This is a genomic window from Pseudoalteromonas sp. PPB1 (genome assembly GCF_015356275.1).
In the GTDB taxonomy this organism is placed as follows: Bacteria; Pseudomonadota; Gammaproteobacteria; order Enterobacterales; family Alteromonadaceae; genus Pseudoalteromonas; species Pseudoalteromonas rubra_D.
In genome coordinates, this window is record NZ_JACEQV010000010.1 from 156,014 (window position 1) to 179,550 (window position 23,537).

The 23,537-nt window shown below is 49.6% G+C and carries 13 protein-coding genes; 2 read left to right on the forward strand and 11 right to left on the reverse strand.

Translation table 11 applies throughout. From position 1 onward, the window contains the following. Positions 1 to 167 precede the first annotated feature (167 nt). Genes IY568_RS12205 through IY568_RS24775 form a run of 8 tightly spaced genes read right to left on the reverse strand, consistent with a single transcriptional unit; the run spans position 168 to position 18,930 of the window. Positions 168 to 4,277 (reverse strand): poly-gamma-glutamate synthase PgsB, encoded by a 4,110-nt coding sequence (locus tag IY568_RS12205; RefSeq protein WP_194867686.1) that lies wholly within the window; start codon positions 4,275 to 4,277, stop codon positions 168 to 170. Then, the gene (locus tag IY568_RS12210; RefSeq protein WP_194867687.1) at positions 4,267 to 8,595 is read right to left on the reverse strand and encodes a hypothetical protein; all 4,329 of its coding nucleotides are present in this window, start codon (positions 8,593 to 8,595) and stop codon (positions 4,267 to 4,269) included. The genes IY568_RS12205 and IY568_RS12210 overlap by 11 nt, the downstream gene beginning before the upstream one ends. After that, positions 8,583 to 9,335 carry a hypothetical protein gene (locus IY568_RS12215; protein ID WP_194867688.1) on the reverse strand — a complete coding sequence of 251 codons (753 nt, stop codon included), beginning with the start codon at positions 9,333 to 9,335 and terminating at the stop codon, positions 8,583 to 8,585. Before IY568_RS12215 ends, IY568_RS12210 begins: the two co-directional genes overlap by 13 nt. Continuing rightward, on the reverse strand, positions 9,325 to 11,622 hold the full coding sequence (locus tag IY568_RS12220) for a hypothetical protein (RefSeq protein ID WP_194867689.1): 2,298 nt from the start codon (positions 11,620 to 11,622) through the stop codon (positions 9,325 to 9,327). The genes IY568_RS12215 and IY568_RS12220 overlap by 11 nt, the downstream gene beginning before the upstream one ends. Next, complete coding sequence (locus IY568_RS12225) at positions 11,609 to 14,722, reverse strand: poly-gamma-glutamate biosynthesis protein PgsC/CapC (protein WP_194867690.1); 3,114 nt, start codon at positions 14,720 to 14,722, stop codon at positions 11,609 to 11,611. Before IY568_RS12225 ends, IY568_RS12220 begins: the two co-directional genes overlap by 14 nt. Continuing rightward, the gene (locus tag IY568_RS12230; RefSeq protein WP_194867691.1) at positions 14,722 to 16,668 is read right to left on the reverse strand and encodes a hypothetical protein; all 1,947 of its coding nucleotides are present in this window, start codon (positions 16,666 to 16,668) and stop codon (positions 14,722 to 14,724) included. The genes IY568_RS12225 and IY568_RS12230 overlap by 1 nt, the downstream gene beginning before the upstream one ends. Positions 16,669 to 16,717: 49 nt before the next feature. Next, positions 16,718 to 18,652, reverse strand: a complete 1,935-nt coding sequence (locus IY568_RS12235) for a CapA family protein (protein WP_228553308.1) — start codon at positions 18,650 to 18,652, stop codon at positions 16,718 to 16,720. A gap of 2 nt (positions 18,653 to 18,654) precedes the next feature. After that, positions 18,655 to 18,930 carry a hypothetical protein gene (locus tag IY568_RS24775; RefSeq protein ID WP_228553309.1) on the reverse strand — a complete coding sequence of 92 codons (276 nt, stop codon included), beginning with the start codon at positions 18,928 to 18,930 and terminating at the stop codon, positions 18,655 to 18,657. Between the two features lie 262 nt (positions 18,931 to 19,192). On the opposite strand from IY568_RS24775, the gene tyrR reads away from it, so the two are divergent. After that, the gene (tyrR, locus tag IY568_RS12240) at positions 19,193 to 20,749 is read left to right on the forward strand and encodes a transcriptional regulator TyrR (RefSeq protein ID WP_194867692.1); all 1,557 of its coding nucleotides are present in this window, start codon (positions 19,193 to 19,195) and stop codon (positions 20,747 to 20,749) included. A gap of 63 nt (positions 20,750 to 20,812) precedes the next feature. Here tyrR and IY568_RS12245 read toward each other — a convergent pair whose 3' ends face one another. Then, positions 20,813 to 21,304, reverse strand: coding sequence for a hypothetical protein (locus IY568_RS12245; RefSeq protein ID WP_194867693.1), 492 nt, complete (start codon positions 21,302 to 21,304; stop codon positions 20,813 to 20,815). 150 nt (positions 21,305 to 21,454) lie between these two features. On the opposite strand from IY568_RS12245, the gene IY568_RS12250 reads away from it, so the two are divergent. Continuing rightward, a complete protein-coding gene (locus tag IY568_RS12250) occupies positions 21,455 to 21,994 on the forward strand; it encodes a thioesterase family protein (protein ID WP_138539356.1) in 540 nt (179 codons plus the stop codon). 77 nt (positions 21,995 to 22,071) lie between these two features. On the opposite strand, the gene IY568_RS12255 is transcribed toward IY568_RS12250, so the two are convergent. Together IY568_RS12255 and IY568_RS12260 are read right to left on the reverse strand one after the other, a co-directional pair. Next, positions 22,072 to 22,746, reverse strand: a complete 675-nt coding sequence (locus IY568_RS12255; protein WP_010385072.1) for an OmpW/AlkL family protein — start codon at positions 22,744 to 22,746, stop codon at positions 22,072 to 22,074. A 405-nt stretch (positions 22,747 to 23,151) separates the two neighbouring features. Beyond that, on the reverse strand, positions 23,152 to 23,460 hold the full coding sequence (locus IY568_RS12260; RefSeq protein ID WP_125562437.1) for a hypothetical protein: 309 nt from the start codon (positions 23,458 to 23,460) through the stop codon (positions 23,152 to 23,154). Positions 23,461 to 23,537: the final 77 nt, after the last annotated feature.

A 23,537-nucleotide genomic window follows, 5' to 3' on the forward strand; every position in this document is an offset into this window, starting at 1 on the left:
CTGTCGTTTCGCATTTTGCACATTTTTGCGTTTTGCATGTCCATCAGGGCCATTTGGCTTGGTAAATTAGCAAAATGCGAAAACAAACCATCAAGTGAGACGCTCAATATCGAAAGAAGCAAGGAGCGTGCCCACTTTTTATTTATATGGGCGAAGGTGGAGGTATGCTAATCCTGGCCGCGGTTAAGCCAGCGTTCTGTCAGCCAGCCAGGTTTTTGACCTCGGTTTAATGCGGCCAAAACTGTAATGGCGCGCTCCGGGGTGATCCGTTGCGATGCGATGTCCTCATATACCTGTTGTGCGGTTTTCTTGCGCTTAACGGCGGCGCCAGCATCTAGAAATGACTCCACGACTTGCAGTATAAAGCGGGTGAAGCCAGATAAACTTTCAGGACCTGCAGCCTGATCATCACTGGCACTTTGCTGAGTGAGCCGCTCGGCCAGATGGCTGAGTTCGGCCTGGGCAAATTCGCTTTGTGCCTGAGGCAGTTTACTGAGGGTTTGTAGCATTTTGGAGAAATAGTCTCGCTCAATTCGATTGACTTTATCGAGTTGCGTGAGTTTATTCAGGTCGCGGCGAAACTGAGCATGACTTATCTGAGGTTCGAGCAGCCGTTCACAGCTGGCATGCAGCGTATGCCAGTGCTGCCAGGCATAGACGTAATTGAGCCCGGGACCTTTGATGTTTTGCATGCCCACAATTAATTGATGTTGGCCGGCCAGGCCCAAGCGAGCGATACGGTTGGTCAGATCGTCTGCGGTGATATGGGGATTATCCAGCAGCAATAACTTGCTATGCAGGATGCTGAACAGTACACGTTCCAGTTGTTTCTGGTGGCTTGTTAAATCCTCCAGGCTCAACAGTGACTGGGCCAGTTGCCAGTTTTGTATTCGCAGCTGGATAATGCGTTGCTGTACTTTATTGTCAATATGCTCGGTCAATGCAATACCCAGTAAATCTTCATCGTACAGGTGAGCGGTTTCGAGCCAGGGGGTGTCAAACAAAGCGTTCAGCTGGTCGACATAGTGCGCGGGGGAGGCATTGTATTTCCATTGAGTCAGCAGACGTATCAAATCTTGTTTGTCGTTATTGCCAATTAGTCGGCTTAAGCGGGTATTCAGTGCTTGATCCAGGTAGGCCTCAAAGCCATCGACGTTACTACCAATCACCACAACATGATCGAAACTCAGATCTTCAATTAACAGTTGCGCAAAGACCTTTGAGCGTGCAACCCGGTCATTGCGGTTATTGAGCAGGGCAATGGTCTGTGTTTCGGGTTTGTCGTTGAGCTCAAATAAACCAAGGCGACGCCAGTTTTCCAGCGTGGCGAGGCGCTCGTTCGCTGACATACTGTTGACAAACGATTGAGTTAGATGGTCCACCGGGGCTTTGGTAAAGTGCTGTAGTACTCCGACATCTGGCACAATACGTTCGGCGGTTTCTTTGTAGACATAATCTTTGTCTATCCCTATATACTGGGCCATTTTACATACCAGTGCGATATTGTCCGGGTGCTCTTCATAAGGATATAGAGCACGAATATCCGGGGTGATCTGAAAACCTTCCCCCCAGTGCAGCTGGATCAGTGTGGATTGCTTGTGTTCGGCTGCCCGGTTGAGGATGGGGGCCATGGTTTGTTCAGCAGTGAAAATCTGAGTGTGGCTGCCAATAAAGGCGGCCATTTCTTGTGCCACATCAACGCCGCTCGGGCCCAGAATATCCTCGTGATCCGGGTAGGTATTAGTAATGGTGGTGAAGTTGTCTCGCATCCAGCGGCGCAGGATCCGCACATATCTGGGTGTCAGGCCCATACACTCCCATAAAAAGACATCAGCGCGCACTGAGCGGGCAAAGGCCAGGACATCGCTCTGTTCCCAGATACTGGCTTTGTCAAAAGGCCGGAACAGGGGGAGCTCATATTGCTCTCCGGAGCTGCGCGCGAAAATCATCATGGCTTCACAACCGGTGGTTTTGGTGACTACGCGAAGTGCCAGACTACTGAATAGTGCTGCTTTGATCCGTTCTGTACCAGATTTCCCTCGTGTACCCCAGCCACCTATGGTAACGGGGATCTTCGCGCGATTAGTGCGGATTTTTCGATTCAGGCGAACATGTCTCATCCAGAAATAGAGGATAAATGTCGACACAAAAAACACCAGCTGTCCGATGCTATTTTGGTAAATGGAATACAAATATTCCTTAAAGCTATAACCCAAATTGACTAACACACCTGGTATGCCGGCGCGAGCGAACAAGTTGGCAATACCAGACTCAACCTCAAAGGTACAATCCAGTTCACTGCCATAGGGCTTAAACTCCAAGCCAAAGCCGAGTTTACGTATTCGGGCCAGGTAGTTTTGCTGCTCAAGCGTATTGCCTTTTCGTAAGCCGTCTATGTCGGCGTACTGAATCGACAATTGCCAATAGGCGCGAACACGTTGCCAAAGATGTTTGGGTGGTGTCACGATTAAAATGCCATCGGGGGTGTAACTTTTCTTACTGGCTTTGATATTGTCCTGGCTCAGCACGGATAATAGGTAGTCAGGTAGCGGTAAATGGGGACGTGCACTGGCCTCCTTGAGATGATAAAGCGCTTCGCCGGGTACATTGGTTGCGCTGATCTCTGCGGTGGTGCAACTGGGCACATGCAATTGTGCTGACGGGATTTTGGCACTGGTATGACTAAAGCTTTGACGTTTATCGGTGCTTGGCGTGAAAAACTCATGCCATATACGCCAAAAACGGCGACGACGTTTGTAGCCAATTACAACCCGCCAGCCTTGTTTGTCCTGATAGGCGTTAAAGCTTTGCTCATGCTGCGCCAGCATACTGAGTGCGCGGCCGAGTGTGTCCTGGTCGATATCTGCTGGCAAATAAACGGTCTCGTGCTCAGCCAGACGCTGTGCGAGTTGCGCATGCAGGCTTTGCTGGGTGAAGCTGAATAACTGCTCACGGGTTCGTGTAATATAGCGTCGCACGGCCAGGTCAGGTTCACGCTCTAGCGCCTCATTCAACACACCTATATAGCGTTGCATCAACACCGCATCCTGATTTTTTGAGGTATCGTCCAGTGTTGCTTCAACGGCTTCATTTAGCATAAGTCTGGGGCTTTGTTCCAACAGTATTCGCTTAACTTCCAGACATTCCTCACCAAGGAGGTGGGTATACCATAACCCAAATGCATACTTGTTAGCAGAAAAACGGGCAGCGGTAAGCTGTTTAACCAGAGTGAAACGCACCGCATCGACCGTTTCATCCGCAAAACGTTTTTCAAGTAGTTCCATGGCCAGTGTATCGGGCAGATTGCGCAGTTGCTCAATACATACTTGCCGTACCCGGGCAAACGGATGCTGCGCCAACTCCCGAAGCAAGGGAATATCCCGTTCCTCCAGGGGGTATTTATTGGCGAGGATACGGGGCATCGCAGCGATAATAAACAGCTGATCGCTGTGCTTCTGTGCTGATGTAGTGCCACTGAGACTGGCTTCCACATAGGCCCACATGTAACTGCGCACAAAGGTCGGACGCTGGTGGATCAGAATTTCCAGGATATCCACAACGGCCTGATAGGGCGTATTCTCGGCATCAAGTAACTCTATGAGCTCAGCAACCAGCTCGCTGTCCAGATCTGGATTGGCTTTACATTCATTGATCACGGAAACCTGATTGACCAGCGCACGGATCATCCCATGGCGCACATGTGCATTGTTACTGGTGGCCATCAGCCTCAGGAAGAAAGGTTGTAGATCTAGTTTTTTCCAGGCCTCATCCAGGTTATCTAGCGACAGCCTGAGATAGCGAATCGTAAGTGCACCCAGCTTGGCGATAAGAAACCTCAGATCCTGTTCTAAGTCGGCGACTAAGGTTTGATAGCGGCCGATAACGGCACCCTCATCAAACCAACGTGAGAATGCCTGTTTATCTTTTTGTAGCTGGGTGGTTGAGGCCCCCAGTGTTTCAGCATACTTGAGGATATGCAGTTGTTTTTCCGTGGCCAGCTCTGCTTTGCCAAGACGTTCTACAAACGACTGGTAGTCGGCGTCGTGACCCTGAAGTTGTTCATGCAGGCGTTCAATTTTGTGGCGTAAAAAAGCAATGGTTTGCAATAGCTGCCAGTAGTTCAGCTGTTCGTCTTTTGGCTGGTTTTGTAATAGCTCCCAGCCTGCTAACTCCTCGAGCAACTGATGGTACTTATGGCGGTGCAGATTGAGCCAGAACTGTTCTGTATCGGCAAATAAGATAGCCTGAAGCTGGGTTTTTAATCGGTTATCGGCCATACAGGTCCTGCTCTAAGAAATGCGTTAGTTGCAGTGATTCAAAAATGATTTCGTCGTGTGCAAACGGGTCAAAGCCACTGCGTTGTAAATTACCCAAAGTCACTTCAAAACGAATGCTGTGGTTATTTCGGAACCAGTCTTGTGTCCAGTTCAGGCTGATCCAGCCAGCAGTGTGTTCACTGAAGTCAAACAAGGTTTGCCAGCCCAATGTCGTCAGATACTGCCAGGTCGCATTTGGCCGGTGGTCATCGGCAAATACATAGCTGCTGCTTAGCCCGACAGAGAAAATATGGCCCTGATAATACTGCTGCCAGACTCCACTTAACGAAGCGACGTCCAGTGATGTCCAGTCCGAATTGGAGGTGGTTGTCAGTTGGGCACTGAGCTGGCTGTCTACTTTGCTCTGATGGCGGATGCGATAACCACCACGCCAGCCATCGCTGTGGTTGTAGCGATAAAAATTGAACATGGCATTACTGATGGTTTCGTCCGCCAGATAGTCTTCTTTATCAATGCTGGTGTAGTAATAAAAAGGTTGCCACCACCACTGGTGACGCCAGTGTTGATCCTCTCGCCAAATTTCGCCGATTGCGACAGTCCATTGACTGGTCAGGTGGGTTTCCCGACTCAGTGGTGATTCCTGCCAGCGATTGTACCACTGCGCTTTGGCAAACCAGTCGTCTTCATCATCAAGCCAGTCATACAAACCATTGATACTGAACGACGGTTCGCTGGTATTGTTCAAACGAAAAAAGCTCTCCAGTCGATACCAGTGCTGTTTATAGCGGTTACGCAGTCGAATACCCAGATCCAGCGTGTGCTCTGAGCCAAGCGGTTCACTGCTTTGATAGATGCCATCACGGTTATACTGCATCACCCCCTCAACGTGTGTGAGATTCCCATCGGCCTGCATAATAGCTTGATGATAGGTGTTCTCATTCCTGGTGTATACGAGTTCTGGCTGGGCCACCCTGTAGGGCTGCACGGGGGGAGCCACGGCCAGCTTGTGGCGATTGGGGTCCAGTTGCCAGCGATAGAATCTTGCCAGGCTCGCGGTTTGTGGGGACAGGGTGAGTAAGCCGGCTGGGTAAAATCCGGATTGTTCGCGTCGTGCTCCCTGCTCCACATACTCCAGTTTAAGTATCGCATCTTGACTGAGTTTTGCCGTGATCGGATTGGCCTCGTCACCATAATAAAAGAGCTGTTCGGCGGCCAGTTCAATGGCCTGCCAGCGGCCTTGCTGATAGGCTTCGACTTCAACACTGAGTAATTGCGCGGCAAAAGGGTTAAGCCAGCGCAATGTCAGGCCCGGAGCACTCAGATCTGCGCGGGTTAACCCCAATTCACTGCGATTGTTATCGAGACGCCACAGTAGGTTGCCAGCAATACGGTCAATACTGATCTGTGGGCGCTGATGCTGTTGCAGTAATTCAGCATTGGCAAAATGAAAGACCAGTCTGACTTGCAGTGATTGCAATTCACTCAGGTTAAGCGCCAGGCTATGATTCGGGCGCAAGATCAGCCCAGGCAGCGCATCGTCGCGGCTGGTATGGCGGCTAAATTGCTCAGCGGCACTGCGCTTTGACAGTGCTGATAAGTCGATAAGCTGGGTACCTGCATAATTTTGGTAGCTATTAAATGCCTCCCAGTGGCCAAAGCTTTGAATACGGCCATACAGTGTAGCTAATGACTCTGCTGGAGGGTGCTGCATCAACCTGGCTGATAAAGCCGTGAACTCATGCTCGCTGAGCGATTGAGTTTCAAGTCTTAACAGAGCATTAAGCAGCAGGTCGCGCTGTGTGGCCACCGTGCTTGCGCTGCCCAGGGGCGTTCGATATAGCAAGGATATAAAGTCTTCCTGCCACAGTGTCCCGGCCAGATCCAGAGCGTTGGTAATATTGTGTGAGGGAGGCAAAGCACTGAACTGAAGCAATAGTAGCTTTTCGCTGCTTAGGGTCAGTTGTTCGCCGGCACTCAGCGCAAAGTAACCGGTACTGGCAATAGAAAGGCGAGGTTGATCGTCCTCATCAATGTGCAATACGGTTGTCGCAGGTATGTCGTCAAATATCGGCATGATTTTACGCAGCTTAGCCTGGTGGGCATGTAACCAGGACATCTGGCTTTGCTCTGTCTCAATGGCTTTTGACCGGGCGCTGACTCTGATCACCATGGGTTGGTGGGCTGTGATAGTAATTGACTCATCCGCCAGTGGGTAGGCAGTGGTGTTACTGGTCTCGCTGAGCACGGTGCTGACGCCATGATGACGCAGAGAATAATCAAGCACGGGCGGGTTACTGACTGGGTGCGTATACCCAAGTTGCGCACTTAAAGGTTGCAGCGTGTGATTGTCGTTGCGTGTGTCGTGGCCCAGCCACAGTGCATAAAGGTCTTGCTTGAGTTCGGCAAAACTGCTGATAAGTGCATCCCGGCACTCTGGTAAGGCGTTGCGCCACAGGCTGCATAATCCGAGAATGCTTTGAATGGCCTGGGTTTTTTGGTAATGCGCCAATAGCTGCTGGGCTGCATAACGTTGCAGTTCTGGGTATGGATGACCGAGCAGGGCGCCCAGATAGCGCTGGGCGGTATTGTGTTCTCCCAATGCCCAAAACGCGCTCAGGCGCAACTGCCAGGCTCGGATCACAACCTCCTCATGGGGACTGGTGATCAGGGCTTTCAGTAAAGGCAGCGCCTGTTGTGGGTCCTGGCTGACCAGCATTTCAGCCTCTCCCAGGCGAAAGTGCCAGTGGCTGGCACTGAGGCTGGTTGTGGTGTCTGCCTGCTGTGGGTGAGCGAGCACAAACCGGGATTGGGCTTGCTGATAGCTATGAGCCAGGCGTTGTAGCTGTTGCTCCAGACGATAGGCAATAGCAGGACTTTTGTCTTCAAGCAAGCCTGGGCGCTGATATAAAACGGCGTTGTTTGGCAAAGCTTGTAGCTCCCTGACTCGGATTGCCAGGTCTACCTGGGCATCGTCACTAATCGTCACACTCACCTGACTGGCATCCAAAGGCAGAGGTAATGAAATCATGGTAAAGCGGTTGGACGGCAGCAGGTTTATTGTGTGCCGATAACTGTCAATGACCAGCGTCAGCTCTGCGGCATTGGTGCTGCGGGTATACAGTCTAAGCGTATCCGACAAGCGTGGTTGTTCAGGTAATTCAAATTGCACGGCGCCGGATACCGCATGATAGTGCAAAGTCTGGCGCTGCTCGGTGGCAAACAAGCGATCTATAGCCGGGCGGTAAGCATGTACAACGCTTTGCTCACTGAAATGGCTGGTGAAGGCGTTGTCTGATTTTTTGGGTAATAAAAAGCGCACGGTACCCAGTGTATCCTGGAGCTCGGACAGGCGTTGTCGCTCAAGCGCGCTGGCCAGTGCTGCATCGGCCGAGTGCAGCGATGAAATGTCATGGTGCTGGTAGACCTGTTCGAGGTGCCACTGTAAATTATCCGTCCAGTAAGGGTTAAACAAAGGTTCCGGCCAGGTTTGCGCCGCGTCGGTATCGTAAAGTCCTCGCTCCATGCGGACTAAATTCAGCAAAGTGTCACCCTGAGCCTCAATACGCAGGTAGTTACCTGCCTCAACCGCTATATAGTCGCTGCTACTCAGGCCAATGACCTGATCATTGCGCAATTTCACATCGTGAGTCAGACGGTATTTGCGCAGCTGAGGCGTAAACTCATCGGCAGGGGTGTCACTCAGCGATAGCTGACTGATAAGCGCACCATCCAGCCTGGCCGAGAGTACACCGGGCTGAGCTGGATCGGGCAGGATGCGCCGTGCGTTGAGCCTGAGTTTGGTGGCTTCTGTGAAAAATAATTGAATGCTCTGCCCATCATTTAAGCGATAGTGCGTAGTATGCGTTTGTGCTTCATAAAGCTGCATTGCCGGAAGCGCTAGTTTGACGGGGATGCGAAACGGGTCTCTGTGCCTGTGAAATAGACCTTGCCAGGCAGAGACGCTTTGTATTTCATCGGTTGGGTTATAAAAGCGCAGCAAGCGGGTCGTTGCAGTGGCTGGCAATTGACACTGGTGTTGTGTGCAGCGCATGTCGGCTTGGGTAACGCGTTGCATGGCATAGGGAGATTGCCCCTGCCACACTTGAATAGCGCGTGGCTGGTTTTCAAGGCTCAACCAGTGTCCGGCTGGTAGTAAAATCAAACGTGATTGTCTGGCATCCAGATTGACAGTCGCTGCGCTGCGCTGCAATTGTAGTGTGTCCGGCTGGTACCAGCTGGGTGCACTTTGCAGCGCCGCAGGCTTGGCCTGAGCGGGCAACAGACAACTTATCAGGAGCAATACAATCAAATAAGGCATAAAGTAAACTGTTCCATAATGTCGGGCTGTGCGACCAGTCGCTCGCGCATGGAGCGACTGATCTCAATATGAATAAAGTAGCCTGCCGGTAATCCCAGGCGGTGCATAACATTGCGTGTACCGCCTAATTCAGACACTTGCTGTGGGTACTGATAAGTATGCTCGCTCAGTTTTGATAAACACATCTGCAATTGTGACAAAGCGTCGGTACTTTGTCTGCCCTGGCTGATAATGAAATCCGCCTGGCGTGCCTGAGGCGTGCGACGTTTGCTTTGGCTGAAACCATGTAGCTGGTACAGGTGACTGGTTGGGTAACGTCGTGCAAACGCCTGTGCCGCTGCGGCGTGCAAGCCACTTGGACGATGCGAATAGTCCATGCTGTATAAGTCCGGGCTGGGCGCTTTGCGGTGCTCTGTGTTGATCACCAGCACCTGACATCGTGTAGCGAACACGGCTTTGCCTATTTTATCTGTCAATTGGTCATGAAACTTATGCGGCACAGATAGCATGCAGGCAGAGCCTTTGGGCCGGTAATATAAATCGCCGCCGCCAAACTGTGCGGAGCTGGCTTGCAGCATAATCAGACCTGGCTGACTGCGCAATTGCCAGGGAGGTAGCGCCATGGGCTTTGCAAACCAGTTGTACACTTGTTGCCAGCTGGGAGAGGGCAACTCAGCAGCGTCACTGGCAAAACCTTTGCCAGTAAGGAGCATCAAAAACAGGTACGGTTTAAAATTCATGTTGCCACCATTGCGGTTGAGGAGGTGGAGTTGCATATTCTTCCAGTAAGGCAAACCACAGGGGTTGCTCCGCTGACACGATTAGCTGATTGAGCTGTTGTATATCCGTCCCGATTGTAAGCGTGACTGACGGGTAGGCGGTCAGGGCCGGATCTTTTGGGTGCAATAAGAATGCTGACTGCGCAAGATCAGGCGCCAGAGCATAGCGTTTGCGAGCAATACTGTACTCATCTGTCACCACCTTGCTGAATTGTCCGTCCAGCTGTGTATTGAGAATGAGTGGTGCGACAGGATGAGTGCCTCTGACGAAAGGCTTGATCACAATCGCCATTGGCTTGTCACGGCCTCGGTAATCTTGGCTTAAAGTCTGCCCGGGTTGTAGCTGAAATAGCCGTACTTTCCAGTAATCACGTGGTGTTCCCTGATTGATAAATAGTTGCAAAGCTGGGTCAGATAAGTCGGGTGCCTTGTCCAGCTGGTCGATTTCCTGCTCGGTGTAGCGGATCCCGGTATTACTGAGAGTGATGATTTTGGGCACGGGCGCTGCTACCAACTCAGTTTGCTGCATACTGAGTTGGGCGTCATACAGCTGTGCCAGATCAACGAGTGGTCTATACTGAAATGGTTCAGCCGGCTGTGGCAGTGCAAAGTACTTTGGCGGACTGTAAACCAGTGCAGTGTTGGAGACCGGTAAACTGACGAACAGAGCTTGTGATAGATAGCCGCTTTGTTTCTCCTCTACGGGGGGAGGCGCGCTGAATAACCGCACTTTGAGGATTAGTTGCTGCTCAATAAAGTGGAACTCATTGTCGGCACTTTGGCTGAACCAGGCGCCAACTTCGGTGAATCCATTTTGCGGTGCGTCACATAAGGTGGCACACACATAATTTTGGTGATGCATTGCACTATGTCTACTTTGCAATTTCACGGCCACTGGATCTGCGCTACTCACTGTTACCCGGTGTGCCTGATGGCTCAGGCGCAGATAGCGTTTTTCACTGTCCGTAATGGCTTCGCGGCGGGTTTCCGGGGTGATCAAACGGTCAAAACCACTGTTCAGCCCTGTCAGGGTTAACGTTTCTGAGCGCAGTAGCTGTTGCTCGGCATCATACACGCTGAGCTGAACTGAGCTGCCTGGGGCACCTCGCATATCGAGTTGCAGATCGCTGCCACCTTGCACAGTGTATTCTGCCTGGTTCGCTTCGTTAAGGTGGTAGTAATAGCTGTGTAAGGGCGCAATCACCTGCTCCAGCTCATTGCGCCACGTGGTGATCATCTCCACACGGGAGCGGATCACCAATAGCCCCGGTTGCATATCTGGCAGCAAGAAACGTGTGGAGTCATCGGTGCTAACTGGCTGCAGTGTCAGCGGTGCCTGCTGCTGGGTGAGATCATACCATGTCAATTGCAGGTCTTTTATATCTCCCTGGGTTTGTAAAATCACATCACCGGCTTCAGACAGGCGGATTGAGGCGGCGAGGCCGGGTCGCGTATAGTATCCATCCAAATCAAACTGTTCCGCGGAAAAGTCATAGGTAATAACGTTGTATGGCAGCGATTCATAGAGAATGTCTGCGTCAAAGTCGATCCCCGGGATCCCCTGTGGTGCGAGTTTGCGCCAGTCGTACGATACCGCATTGGCTATTTGCTGCGGCTGTAAGCCGCTATCGCCCAGTGTATGATAACTGGTCATACGCTCCCGCCATTGCTGGGGCAGCTTAAGCCAGGTGCGTGTTACATCATCCGCGTTGGTGGGCGTTTTACCATGGATACGGACCACCACGCCGCGCAGGCTGGGCTCTTCCGGAATGAGCCGCAGCGAAATTTTACTGGCTCGCGTCAGTTGTTGCCAGTCGACGTAAAACGACTGACCGGAGGTGACAGCCAGTGCCTGTCTGTCTTCAATTAGTTGCTTAACCTGTTGCTCACCTTCTTCAAGCGCAAGTTTGGATGCGTGGTGATAGGTGTGCATTTCCAGCTCGTTATCCTGACTGTCCAGCAGCCGGTATTCAATTGCATAATTGATAGGCTTATCAAGCACGGTTTGGCTGGCAAAAATGGCATTCGACAGTACTCGAATAGCCACAGTTCGTGACGTTGGGAATGTATAAATAAGTGGTCTATCTGGGCTCAGCCAGTGCACCACAGAGCGGGTCTCTTCTTCGCTGCGTGCAGCTATTCGCTCTGCCGAATTCAACCATACATATAGATGCAGTGCGACCCGATACCCCGCAGCCAGCAAAAGGATGATGAGCAGAACCTGGAGTATGCGTTTAATCCAATACATTCGGGCCTCCTTGCATCATTTCCTCAAGCGCTTCCAGGGTAATAAGCCGGTTACGCTGAGCAAGGTATACTGCAGCGGTTTTACCTGCTTGTTGTACTTGTAACCCAAGCAGCCCATTGTCGGTAAGCCGGATAGCCTGTAAATTGCATCGAGGCAAGTCCTGGCAGAGCGCATTTAACCAAGGCAAGTGCTGGGTTTTTGCATAGCGATCCAGGGTTATATCAAGCCTCTGTTTTTGCTCATCAGATAAGCTGACCCAGTCACCCGGGCCGGTCGCAGCGAGGCGTACTTGTAAGAATTTGGGTTGGGCGGATACTGCGAGTAATCTCTCCTGCAGTGCCTGCTCCGAGACGGCGTAGTGTTGCTTAAAGTCGGAGGCCAGCCAAAGAGTTGCCAGTTCACTGCCCGGGCTAAACAGGCGATAACCCGACTGCGGAGATGAGCCGATTTCCAGTCCTCGAGTAGCAATTTGACCCGCTACTTTCTCAACACTGATCCCAAGCCGTGCCATGGCTTTATGTAGGGCATTAATGGTTGAAGTATGACGAAAATCCGGCTGAGTGAACTGATAGGCGATAGCGCTGGGGCGGATCTGTGATGGTGCGCTGTGACTGCGTACCTGCAAACTTAAAACAGACATACTGGGGTTATGACGTACTGCGCTTTGATGTACCACATTATATAATGTCCGTGTGTTAGTGGGAGACATCACGTTCGCTTCTTCGCTGGCATAGGGGTGAGCGCCGGCAATGAGCAGCGCCCTGGCACCACTGACCTGAAACAGATCCGTGGCAAATTGCAGGGTGTTACTTTCGAATAGTGGCCTCGGTACCTGAATGGTCAGCGGCTGTGTGGTATTGAGGTTAATGGCATAAAACCCCTGACCCTGCTGATAGTAGCCAATTTCAGGCAATGGGCTGATGACCACCAGGCGCTGGACACTGTTGATGATAAGTTGCAGACGATAGCCTACCATATTGGCGAGTCGGTTTAGCTGTTCCAGTTGGTTCAGATCATCGTCCTCTAATGTTCTAGAGCGCAACTGATGGGACAGCCTGAAGAGGGGCTCAAGTACTTCATACTCCCATAACGCTGCTTCATTTTCTTCTAGCATACGAAAATGGCCACTGCCTTTGGCACTGATGTGCTGTGAGAACTCGGTGACCAGGTCTTCGAGTGGCAGGTTGAGCCGCTCTACGGGATATTGTGGTGCATTTGCGTTACTCCTGGCGGTGTGCGAGAGCAGCGTGGAATAACTCAGGTTATCGAAAAAGGTCTCCAACATGGCACCCTGATAGCCTGGGTAGGGCAGGTTGTCTTCACTAAGCAGCCCAAACTGACTGCGGTCAAAGCCTAATAACCGGGTGAGCTGACGTTGCGACAGTGAATCGGGCAGCTGATTGTAGATCCAGAACTGACTTTGCGCGCTAAACCGGGTAAGCCGAAGCTGAGGCCGTGTATACTGATTGACGGCACGCAGCTGCAACACCTGATCCGTGTTCAGTGCTGCAATAAAGGCCTGGTAATAGGCACTTTGCGGTCGTGTTTGTTGGCTGGCAGCAGACGGTGTTACGCGGGTGCCGAGTGCCAGGGCACTGCTGCCTAAAATGGCAAAGAGTTGCCCTGCGGCATCGCCCGCTAAACGCTCACTGGTGGGGTAGGGCACAGTTACTATGTGTTCTCGTACCGGAGATTTGGCGAGGGCAAACAAGCCCCTTGGATGCGTTGTCTGGGCGTCTTTAATCACTAAAGTGGCTGGATTATCAATAAGCACAAAGCCCAACTCTGCCAGTACCTGTGCGGCACGGCGTTGGGTATCCGGATCCTGGCGGTTTTCATTCAATAAGCGAATGGCGCCCCGGAAGCGCTGCAATTGCTGCGCCTGCTGATAATGGCTGAGATTCAGTAAATCATACCGTGCTGTGTACAGATAACTCTTATATTCACTAACATGGTGACTCAGTGGTGCACTTTGGGCCTCATCTACTGATACGGGTTGTGCCGGGCTCTGAACTAAAGAAGGCACAAACATGATAGCGAAACCAATGCCGAAGGCCAGCAGGCCACCGACCATAGAGGTCTGAAAGGTCGCACGCAGTACCAGGCCGAGGGCGTTCTTCTGGAAAATTTTGAGTGCCAGCAAGGTTGATAGCATATAGCCAAAGGCGAATGTATCAGTGGCTTTAAGGGTGGGAAAGTAATCCACCACAAAGTAGTTTAAGACCAGCTTGTAGGCGAAGCCGATGTTAAAAAACAGCAATAACAGCCGCGCCCCTTCAAAGTTAGCATGCTTGAGCCGGGTAAAATTGAGCAATATCGCGCCGAGTGACAAAATCACTGTGGTTTCAATGAGCGTTGTCAGTAGCTTGCTGGGTTGCATCAATTGCAGTGCCAGCAGTGCCGGAAGCATAATGCCATTGAACTCCCAGCCATAGCGAATATTGGCCCGGGAGGCCAGAAAAGCGGTGATCACCAAAATGATATAGGCTTTGGGCGCAGCCAGAATCGAAGCGGCGACCGCCTCATACATAATGGCAAGATTAGCGATACTGAAATTGGTAAACGGCATCAGCACAAAACGCACTAACACAAAGGTAATAGCAAGCTGGATCAGCGTGACGCGCATGCCATAACGAAAGCCGCCATTCCACATTACGTTAGCGGTGAGGGCGATGATCACCAGGCCCAGGCTGTATAGCTGTCCTGCGTAATCAAAAGTAACGTCCCATAGCGCCAGTATCTGACCTATCTGAGGCCAGAACAAGGTGTCCATAAACACGCGAACGAGAATACTGATCAAAATAATGGCAAAGAAACGGTCCCGGCCAAACATCTCAGCGTAGCCCAGTCGTTCCATCACCACTTTGGCACTGAGGCGCATGAGCACGTAAACCACAATGGCCTCAATGATGATAACGATGGCTGAGACAGGGCTGACAATCAGCAGAGGTACCAGATAGCCGGGCACCACCAGACCGGTGAGTGGAAAGCCAAACCGCAAGTTCAGCATGCATACAACGGCAATCCCCACCCAAACAGTCGTTATGACAGACTGGCCGAGTCCGCTTCCATCCGGAAAAAGAGGTAACACCCACTCCATTACAGAATGTGCTCCTCGTTGGTGTCTTCACCGCTGTCTGGGGTTGCAGACGCGAGCTGGTCTAACAGCGCATGAGGATCCTCAAGCTGCTGCAATAAAGTGGTAATGTCGATGAACTCAAACAAGATCCCCGCAACAGAGAAAGGTTCACCTATGGTACTGCTTACCTGACTGGCTGACAGCGAGCGAATATTCAAAATATAGGTGTCGTTACCAAGTGTGGCGGGCAAAAATAGCTCGCCTTGTTGTAGGGTCAAATAGCGCAATTTGCCTTTTAGTTTTTCTTTTGACATCGGGGTGATTTTATCCAGCAGATCTAATGCTGTCATCTCGAACAGGGCCAGATGATGCTTTTTAGCCAATTGCTCCAGCGGCTGGTTAGTTTGAACCACCTGGCCAAACAAATTAAACAACACCGCGGCGGTTCGGATCTGATTGAACACTTGCTCGAGCGTGGATAATTTTTGTTCCATTTCGCCAATGGCTGATTTTACTTTCTGGCTGAGTGGTTTCTCCAGTGTCAGCGTTAGTGCCCGGGTTAATGGGCTCAGCGATGCCCGTTGCTGGTTTTGCAGCATTCTGTAATGGAACAATAGCTCGCCAATCTGGCTGGCAAACCGATTGACATTTTTAACAAAGGCCTTTTCATCAAATTGTTCGTTGGGTATCACTGTCATAGCCCAAAAGCCGCGGACATCACCCGCATACATCAAAGGCACAACAAACTGGCGCTCCAGCTCCTGAAGGCCACTGAAAAAGGGTCGACCCGTTTGTACCGCACCAAACGCTTTGATGGCATCAGAGTAGGGAGGACGTTGGTAATCCCGACGCTGTTCAACAATGTCTTCAATATGACAGTTAATGGCACGGATCTCTTCGAGTCGATGATCACCCTCAAGACGTGCTAGAAAAATTGAACGATTAAGGGCAAGTTGTTGATTAACGAGTGTAATTATGGCGTCCCAGGGAGTGCTCTCTGTGCTGAACGAGCGGGGCAGGTAGCGCCCCATCATACGTTGATGGACATTGGCAATAAGCTCTAACAGCTCATTCTCCTCAAGCCATTTGCGTGAGAAGAACACCCACAACATAGTCATCACATTGATCACCAATAGTTGACCAATAGGCAGCAGGTAATACAGCGATAACATTACCACATAGCTGCTCAGTAGGCCGACAACGGATAAACTGACCGCGATAATGATGCTCAGGGTAAGCGTATTTTTTTGATAAATAATGAGTAGTAAGGCTAACAAGCTCAGTTGCAGAGCAATAGACTGCCATTGCGCCAAGCGGGTGACTAATTGCCCCTTCTCCAGGCTATCAGCGACATAGGCATGCAGATAAACCGGATTACTGACACCACGCAATTTAGGTGCGCGTAGCGGTACGCTGAAGCCTAACTGTTGCTGGGCGATTAACACGACTTTGCCTTCCAGCTGACTGGGTAGCACATCTCCTTCGAGTAATCGGGTACTCGAAAATTTGGGTAAGGCACTGAGAGAAAGCGCAAAGTTGATTAGTTTACCGGTGTTAAGATGCTGCGGCCCATAGAGGCTTTCCCAGACATTCTGACATTGCCCTGCCGGTGCGCTGAGCACCATGTTGTAACCAAGCCAGGGTTGTACGGCTGGCAGGCAATAACGCGGATCGGCAAAGGGGAAGTACACGTTGGCAAAGGACATGCTTTGCTTAGAAGCAACATCAGACAGCACTACGATGGCAGCCACATCCTGTTTGAGCAATTGACTGATCAGATCGGATTGTTGCTGTTGTAAGTGCGCCGATTCGATCACCACAACCTCACTGCTTTGTTGCTCAAACAGTTGATTAAACTGACTATATACATAGGCGTTCAGGCGTGCAAAAGAGCCGTGTACGGCAATCACCAAAACCACCAAAAATAGAAGTAAAATCGACCAAAATGGCTTTTGCCGTTTGATCATAAAAACTTGTTGTTTGAGTGACACACGCCCCCCGAATTAGTATGGCTAATTATTTGTAAGCAGAAAAATGCAGTGTCACCGTGATGTCACTGCTCGTTTGTAGCATGAGAAAATCCATCCCATGCATACCTTCTGCTTGCCATAACCCATTGTTGAGACTAAGAGGTTTTTGCCAGGAGATCAATGCAAGTTGATCCAGCATCAGGGTTGCTTCGCCTTCTTTCGGCGGTGCGTGTTTGAATGCCAGTTTGACTGCACGAGCAGGCAGCAGCTCCGGCCCCAAAGTTTGGCTGTCATCTGGCAGAGTAATATCATGCCGAAAAGTCTGCCAATCATAGCTTCCTGATCCAATCAGGTTGACTTCTTCGCTGGAAAACTCCAGGTTGTCTTCAGCGGTGACTATGGTCAGTTCGGCACTGACAGCGCCAGCATTGTCGCCTTTTGCATACCCAAACAAGCTCATGTCATGGTAGGCTTCAAGCGTTGATTCTGCAGGTGTAATGGGCATAGTTCGCAGCGTTTGTTTAAAAGGCATACGCAGGGGACGATTGTTAAACTGGGTGCGTGACAGACACATGCCCTGTAAACCTCGCATCGCGCCCGTCAGACAAGGGGTGATGTCATCGCTCTCATGTTCCCAGCGCGTTACTTCATTGGTGTCGTTGTCATTGTCCCAGTCTTCAAAGTCCCCAAACCACATTAAATCTCGGCCCAGTGTCATCTGGGGCGCACCTGTACTGCTAATTTTACTGACAAAGGCACTGCTTGGTGCATATTCCCGAAAATCAATAATGTGGTCGCCAGCAGAGAGCGTCAAAGTCACGGTTTCGACCTCTTGCGGGCTGGGTGCGTTCTGAAAATAGACATCGCCAAAACCTGGGCCTGGAACAATCGCGACCTCTGAGCCTGAGAACTCAGCCAGTCGGCGGATCAGGTAATCACTTAAAAACCCACCGACCAGTTTGGGTTGATAATCTTCCAGATAGACAGGATAGGCTTTGGCTGATTGTGTTTTCGGTGTTTGAGTAGGGTCGATACGAACGGAAACGGCGACCCCCAGCAAGGTTTCGTGGCGGTTTTGTTCAAAGACAAAATTCCCTAACCCAAGTAATGTGGGCACACCATTATAAAGAGCAAAGCCCTGCGCAACATGCGGGTGGTGCGCGATCATGAGATCTGGATCACGACGGCTGACAAACTCAAATCGGTTATCAATGTAGCGAGTTGGAGCATAAGAATATTCATCCCCCCCATGTAACTGGACAATGGCATAATCACTGTTGTCTCTCGCTTGCTCGACGGCGGCTCTGAGCGTTGTACTGTCGGTCAGATCAGCAGCGCCCCCTTTATCGGCGGTGGCGATGTAAGTAATAAGGTGGTCATCTCCAGTGATTGAGGTGGCTGAAACCAGGCCCAATGTGGTGCTTCCTACGTCCACCAGACGGGGGGCATAGGCTTCAGTGGCATCATTACCGGCACCACTGTGGCTGAATCCGGCCTCCTCGACAAATCGTATGGTATCTTCCAGCCCTCGCTGCTGATAATCAAATACGTGGTTATTACCCAGCGCAACATAGTCGATGCCAATTTCTGTCAGTCCCTGCAACGTTTCGGGCAAAGAGAAAAAAGCAAATTCTTTACTTGGGTGCACAGTCGTTGGTGTTGCCAGTACTGGAGATTCGAGATTCACGGACGCAAAATCGGCACTAGCCATAATGGGTTTCACGAATTGCGTTAAGGCAATGGCACTGCTTGCGGCATTAGAAGGCCGAATAATGGCGTCTTCTACGTCGGGTACCAGATTGCCCATGGTTGTTAAAGAGGGATCCATATAGCGACGACCAAACATAGTGTCCCCACCAAACATCAACTCACTGCTGGTGGCATTGACCTGCTTTAAACGCACGGCTAATGGGGTTTCTTGATAGTCACGGCTGTCAACGGTAATGACGGTCCGCTCATACCCTGATTTAGTCAGGGTCAATGTCACACCCCAGCATCAAGCTCAGTCAGAGTCAGTTGGCCTTGTTCGTCAGTGCGGTACTGTTTACCTGAGAGTTGTACGGTGACATCCGCCAGCACCGCGTCGTTCGCCCCCTGCAGTGCGAGGTTTAAACCTCGAGGCTGCGCTTGTTGTTCCTGTTGCTTTTGTTGTTCTTGTTGTTGTGCTTGTGTTGGGCCTGTCTCGTACGGGTCTTCCACCGAACAAGCGCTCAGCAGGTATATGACTGGAACAAATGGAAGTAATTTGTAAATATTCAAGGTGGCCCCTTAACCTGTACGGCTTAATAACTAGGTCTTTAGTATTATAAATTGATTGTTAACCTTACTGCAATCGTTAACTATTAATATTACGGCCTTTAAAGCCTGCATTTTACTGCTTACTTTATAGGAGTAAGAGATTATTTTTATTATAGTTGTTCTAATCAAAATCTCTGTCCAAAAATGTTTACGTTTTGCTAGTCTGGGGTCTATTCTTAGAGTATGATCCCGGCAAAAGGTAGAAAACCGTTTTGAGGAACAAATGCGTTTAGAAATTCACTGTGCCGATCGGATCGGTATTGCGCAGGAAATTTTGAATATCCTGGTCAAGTACCGGGTTGACTTGAAAGGAATAGAAGTTGATTCCGTTAATTGCAGAATGTATGTGAGTTTCCCCCCCATAGAATTTGAACAGTTTCAGAAAATCATGCCTGAGATTCGACTGATAGATGGGGTAGAGGATGTCAGAACAACCGCTTTTCTGCCTTCTGAGCGTGAGCATAATGAGCTTAACACCTTATTAAGTGCGCTTCCCGATGGTGTGATTTCCATTGACGCAAAGGGGTGGGTGCGCCATTGCAACGATGCCGCTTGCCGTGACTTGAATCAGCCTGAGCCCGATATTATTGGCGCAAATATTAATAACCTGCTGAAAGGGTTTAATTTCACTCGCTGGTTGGAAGGCAAAGATGTGCTTGGCCAGACAACGCGAGTGGAAGTTGGGGGGGAAGACTTTATTGCCGATATCTTGCCGATTTCTGTACCGCAAGGCCCTGAGGGTGATGTGCTTGCCGGCGCAGTGATTAATATTAAATCACAAAGCCGCCTTGGTCAGCAGGTCAGTGCATTTCGTCGTTACGGTCAGGAAAGTTTTGCGGCGATCCACAGCCAAAGTACTGCTATGCGCCGTGTCGTGCGTGAAGCTCGCAAAATGGCTCAACTCGAAGCGCCGATATTGATTACGGGCGAAACTGGTACAGGCAAAGAGTTATTGGCCCGGGCCTGCCATTATGCTTCTAATCGTTCATTGAAACCTTTCATTGCATTGTCTTGTGCTTCACTGCCTGATGATGTCGCAGAGTCTGAGTTATTTGGTTATGCCGGTTATGAGGAAAATAGTGCACCGAAACGTGGCGTTTTAGAGCAGGCAGACGGGGGAACTGTGTTCCTCGATGAAGTCGGGGAAATGTCAACTCAGTTGCAAACCAAATTACTACGCTTCTTGCAAGATGGTACATTCCGCAAAGTCGGCGATGAAAATGAAGTTAAGGTAAACGTGCGTATCATTGCGGCGACACAAAAAGACTTGCCTGCTATGGTTCAGGAAGGCAGTTTCCGTGAAGATCTCTATTATCGCATCAATGTGCTGACACTGGAGATTGCACCGCTACGAGATCGTAAAGCTGATATCAAATCGCTTGCAGAGCACTTTATTCAGAAGTATGCGCAGCAAAGTGGCCATGCGACACCGGCTCTGGATGTGGAATGTTTGCAATTCCTCGAACAATACCCCTGGCCGGGGAACGTTAGACAGCTTGAAAACGCCATATACAGGGCTGTTTCTATGCTGGACGACAACGAATTACGCATTGAGCACTTGCAGCTACCAACCTTTACCCATGATTTGGGTTATCTGGAGTCTGATTTTGAAGGGACGCTGGAACAGGCGGTTAAACGGTTTGAAGCGACCTTATTAAGAAAGTTATATCCGGCTTATCCCAGCTCGCGCCAGCTTGCAAAGCGTCTTGGATTGAGCCACACCGCAGTAGCAAACAAGCTGAGGGAGTACGGGATTAACCGTAAAACCGTCAAGGTATAGCAGGTGGGGATACTATCATCCCCATTTTTTGTTGGATTTAGCATGTTGAGAGCAGCATGCTTTTTATTGCTTAGTCCCCATGTTTTTGGTTACGCCGTCCAATTTTATATTATCAATGCCTTGTTCGGTAAACTTAATGGTAACGCTGAGGTTGTTGCGAACCAGGAAGTAATCTATGTCATTCAGGCGCAGCACATAGTCTCCTTTCACAGGACTTTTAAACTGCTTTTTGACGAGCTCAAGTTTATGATCACCAAGCTGCCAGCTGAACCCTTCAATAAAACCCGGGTTAAACTCCTGGATCCAGACTTTAGAATCATCTTTACTCAATGTGATAGCAATGGAATACGATTCTGGTAGCTGAGCCATATCATAGCTACGATCACCAATGCGAAACTTTTGTGCACCACTTTGCCAGCCGAAACCAAAGCTGAATTCTTTCTCTATACCGGTAGGGTAGGTCAGTTGCCCTGTACCGGGAAAATCAAAGTCAGCCCAGGCATGGCCAGCACTAAGAAAGATCAATAAATACGCAAGCTTGGTTATATATTTCATAAAGTTACACTCTTATAAGTCTTGCATAAAAGTTAATGCACAAATGCTTTTTTCGCAAGTTGTACACTCATAAGAGGGGGGAATTCTTACTTGTTCTGAAGCCCGGCTATGCTAGACTCGGGTTTTATGTCAACTGGTTGGACCAACAAAATGAATTTGTATTTTCGCCTACTATGGTTGTTCTGGCGGATCCGTCGGAATAAAGCGACACAACCCTTGCTCGATGTCATTGATATTAATTTCAGAGCTTTGCCCAGTGACTGTGATATCAATTTACACCTGACGAATTCCCGTTATCTGGCCATGATGGATCTGGCGCGTACCTGGATGACCGAACGCGTGGGATTGTTTGCAGCCATAATGAAACGTCGCTGGTTCCCGATTGTAAATGCAACAGCCATTACTTATATTCGTGATATCAAGCCATTACAAGAGTTTACGGTATCTACTAAGTTAGTCGGTTGGGATCACAAGTATTTTTATATAGAGCAAAGGTTTCACTCGGAGCGGGGATTGCACGCCATTGCTTATGTCAGGGGCGTATTTAAAAGTCGCCAGGGCGTGATAAGCGTGGAAGAAATGCTGGAAGTTGCTGGATTTGACGGTGAAACACCTGTCTTACCAGAAGAAATAGTGCACTGGAAAGCCATGCTGGAGCAAAAGAAAGCACGTAACACTAAGGTAGCATAAAGGGCCAGTGTAGTGGCCCCTGGGGATTGAGAAAGTAACTCTGTGGAGTGCCCACACACTGTGGGCACCTTAAACTGTTAAAACTTGTACTTCACACCAAACATTGCAACAATCGGGTCAAGCTCAACATCGGAAGTTAGTGCTTGCTTACCATCTGCGTAAACGGTTGCATCGGTATTGATGTCCATCTTAGAAACCATACCGTGCAGGCCCCACTTTTCATTCAGGTCGTAGTTGAAACCAACTTGCAGGGCTACGCCAAACGAGCTGTCCAGATCTACTTTAACATCGTCTGTGCCCAATACACCTTTAAGTGCAGCACTGGCTTCTTCGTCAAAGAATACGGTGTAGTTCAGACCAGCACCGATAAATGGGCGGAACTTGTCATTGGCACCAAAGAAGTGGTATTGCGCCAATAATGTTGGTGGTAAGTGCTTCACAGAAGCAATTTCTACGCCGCCTAATTGTGTACTAGGATTGCCTGGAATATAACCTTCACCTTCAACGGTATGAGAAAAAGGTGTGGCTGCAATCAGTTCAAAGACAATATTGTCATTGTACTGATAGTCAAATGTAATACCCAATTGTGTATCTGAGTCCGCTACCAGACCCGCTGTTTTGATTTCGTTGAGCGCTGAGCCTGTGTCACTTGGATTAACGTTAATCGCACCTACATTCACACTGAACTGAGCCTGAGCCAGTGGTGCAGTTAACATTAGTGTAGATAGGATAGCTGCAGTAAGTTTTTTCATTTTCATCTCCTGAACCTGTGCAAGGTAAATCTTTTTGTTGCAGCTATCATAGGGCGATGAGGCTTTTCAAAAGCTGTTCTAGATCAATATTCAAATTGCGAATTTTCAGAAAAAATTGAAAATTTGATTTAGATTAAGTTTTGCCAGCCAAAACGGGAGGCTATGTGCAAAAAAACAGCCATTCAATCTGAACTTGCGTGTTGTGTCTGAACTGAATACTTTATGGTATCGAGGTGAATGACAAGCACATTTCTAAAATCTGGACCAAGCTTTTTAAACCGTTTGTACAGAAAGAGAGTGAAAGAGTGGTTGGACAGCTACTGTCTTTGTGATTGAAAGGTGCGAAATTTAAGAGTAGATGTTTGCATAAGGGGGCAATAAATGCCCTTCAGATACGATTGAAGATTATTTCAGGTATGCGCCAGTAATACGCCCTTGATTATTTGGACTGTTAACACACTTATCAAAGATCACTTGTACTTTTCTGTCGGACAGCTGAGCGGCCATGAGTAGCGAGAAAATCGCATCATATTTTGGATGGTTGCCTTCAAGCAGATAACGAGAACCAGAACAACCAGTAGCTACCAAATCTACATAGGTTGCACCTGAAGTCATGCTATAAATGTGTAGGTTTTTTGGTACTGTAGGTGCCGTTGTGGCAGCGAATGTGCTAGAGGACAAAAATGTGGCAAGCGCAATAAGAGTTTTTTTCATAATAAATTCTTCCTTTGAAATTATAATAATGTTCCTTTATTGTATCCGAACATTGCCATTAGGTAAATGGTGGTGGG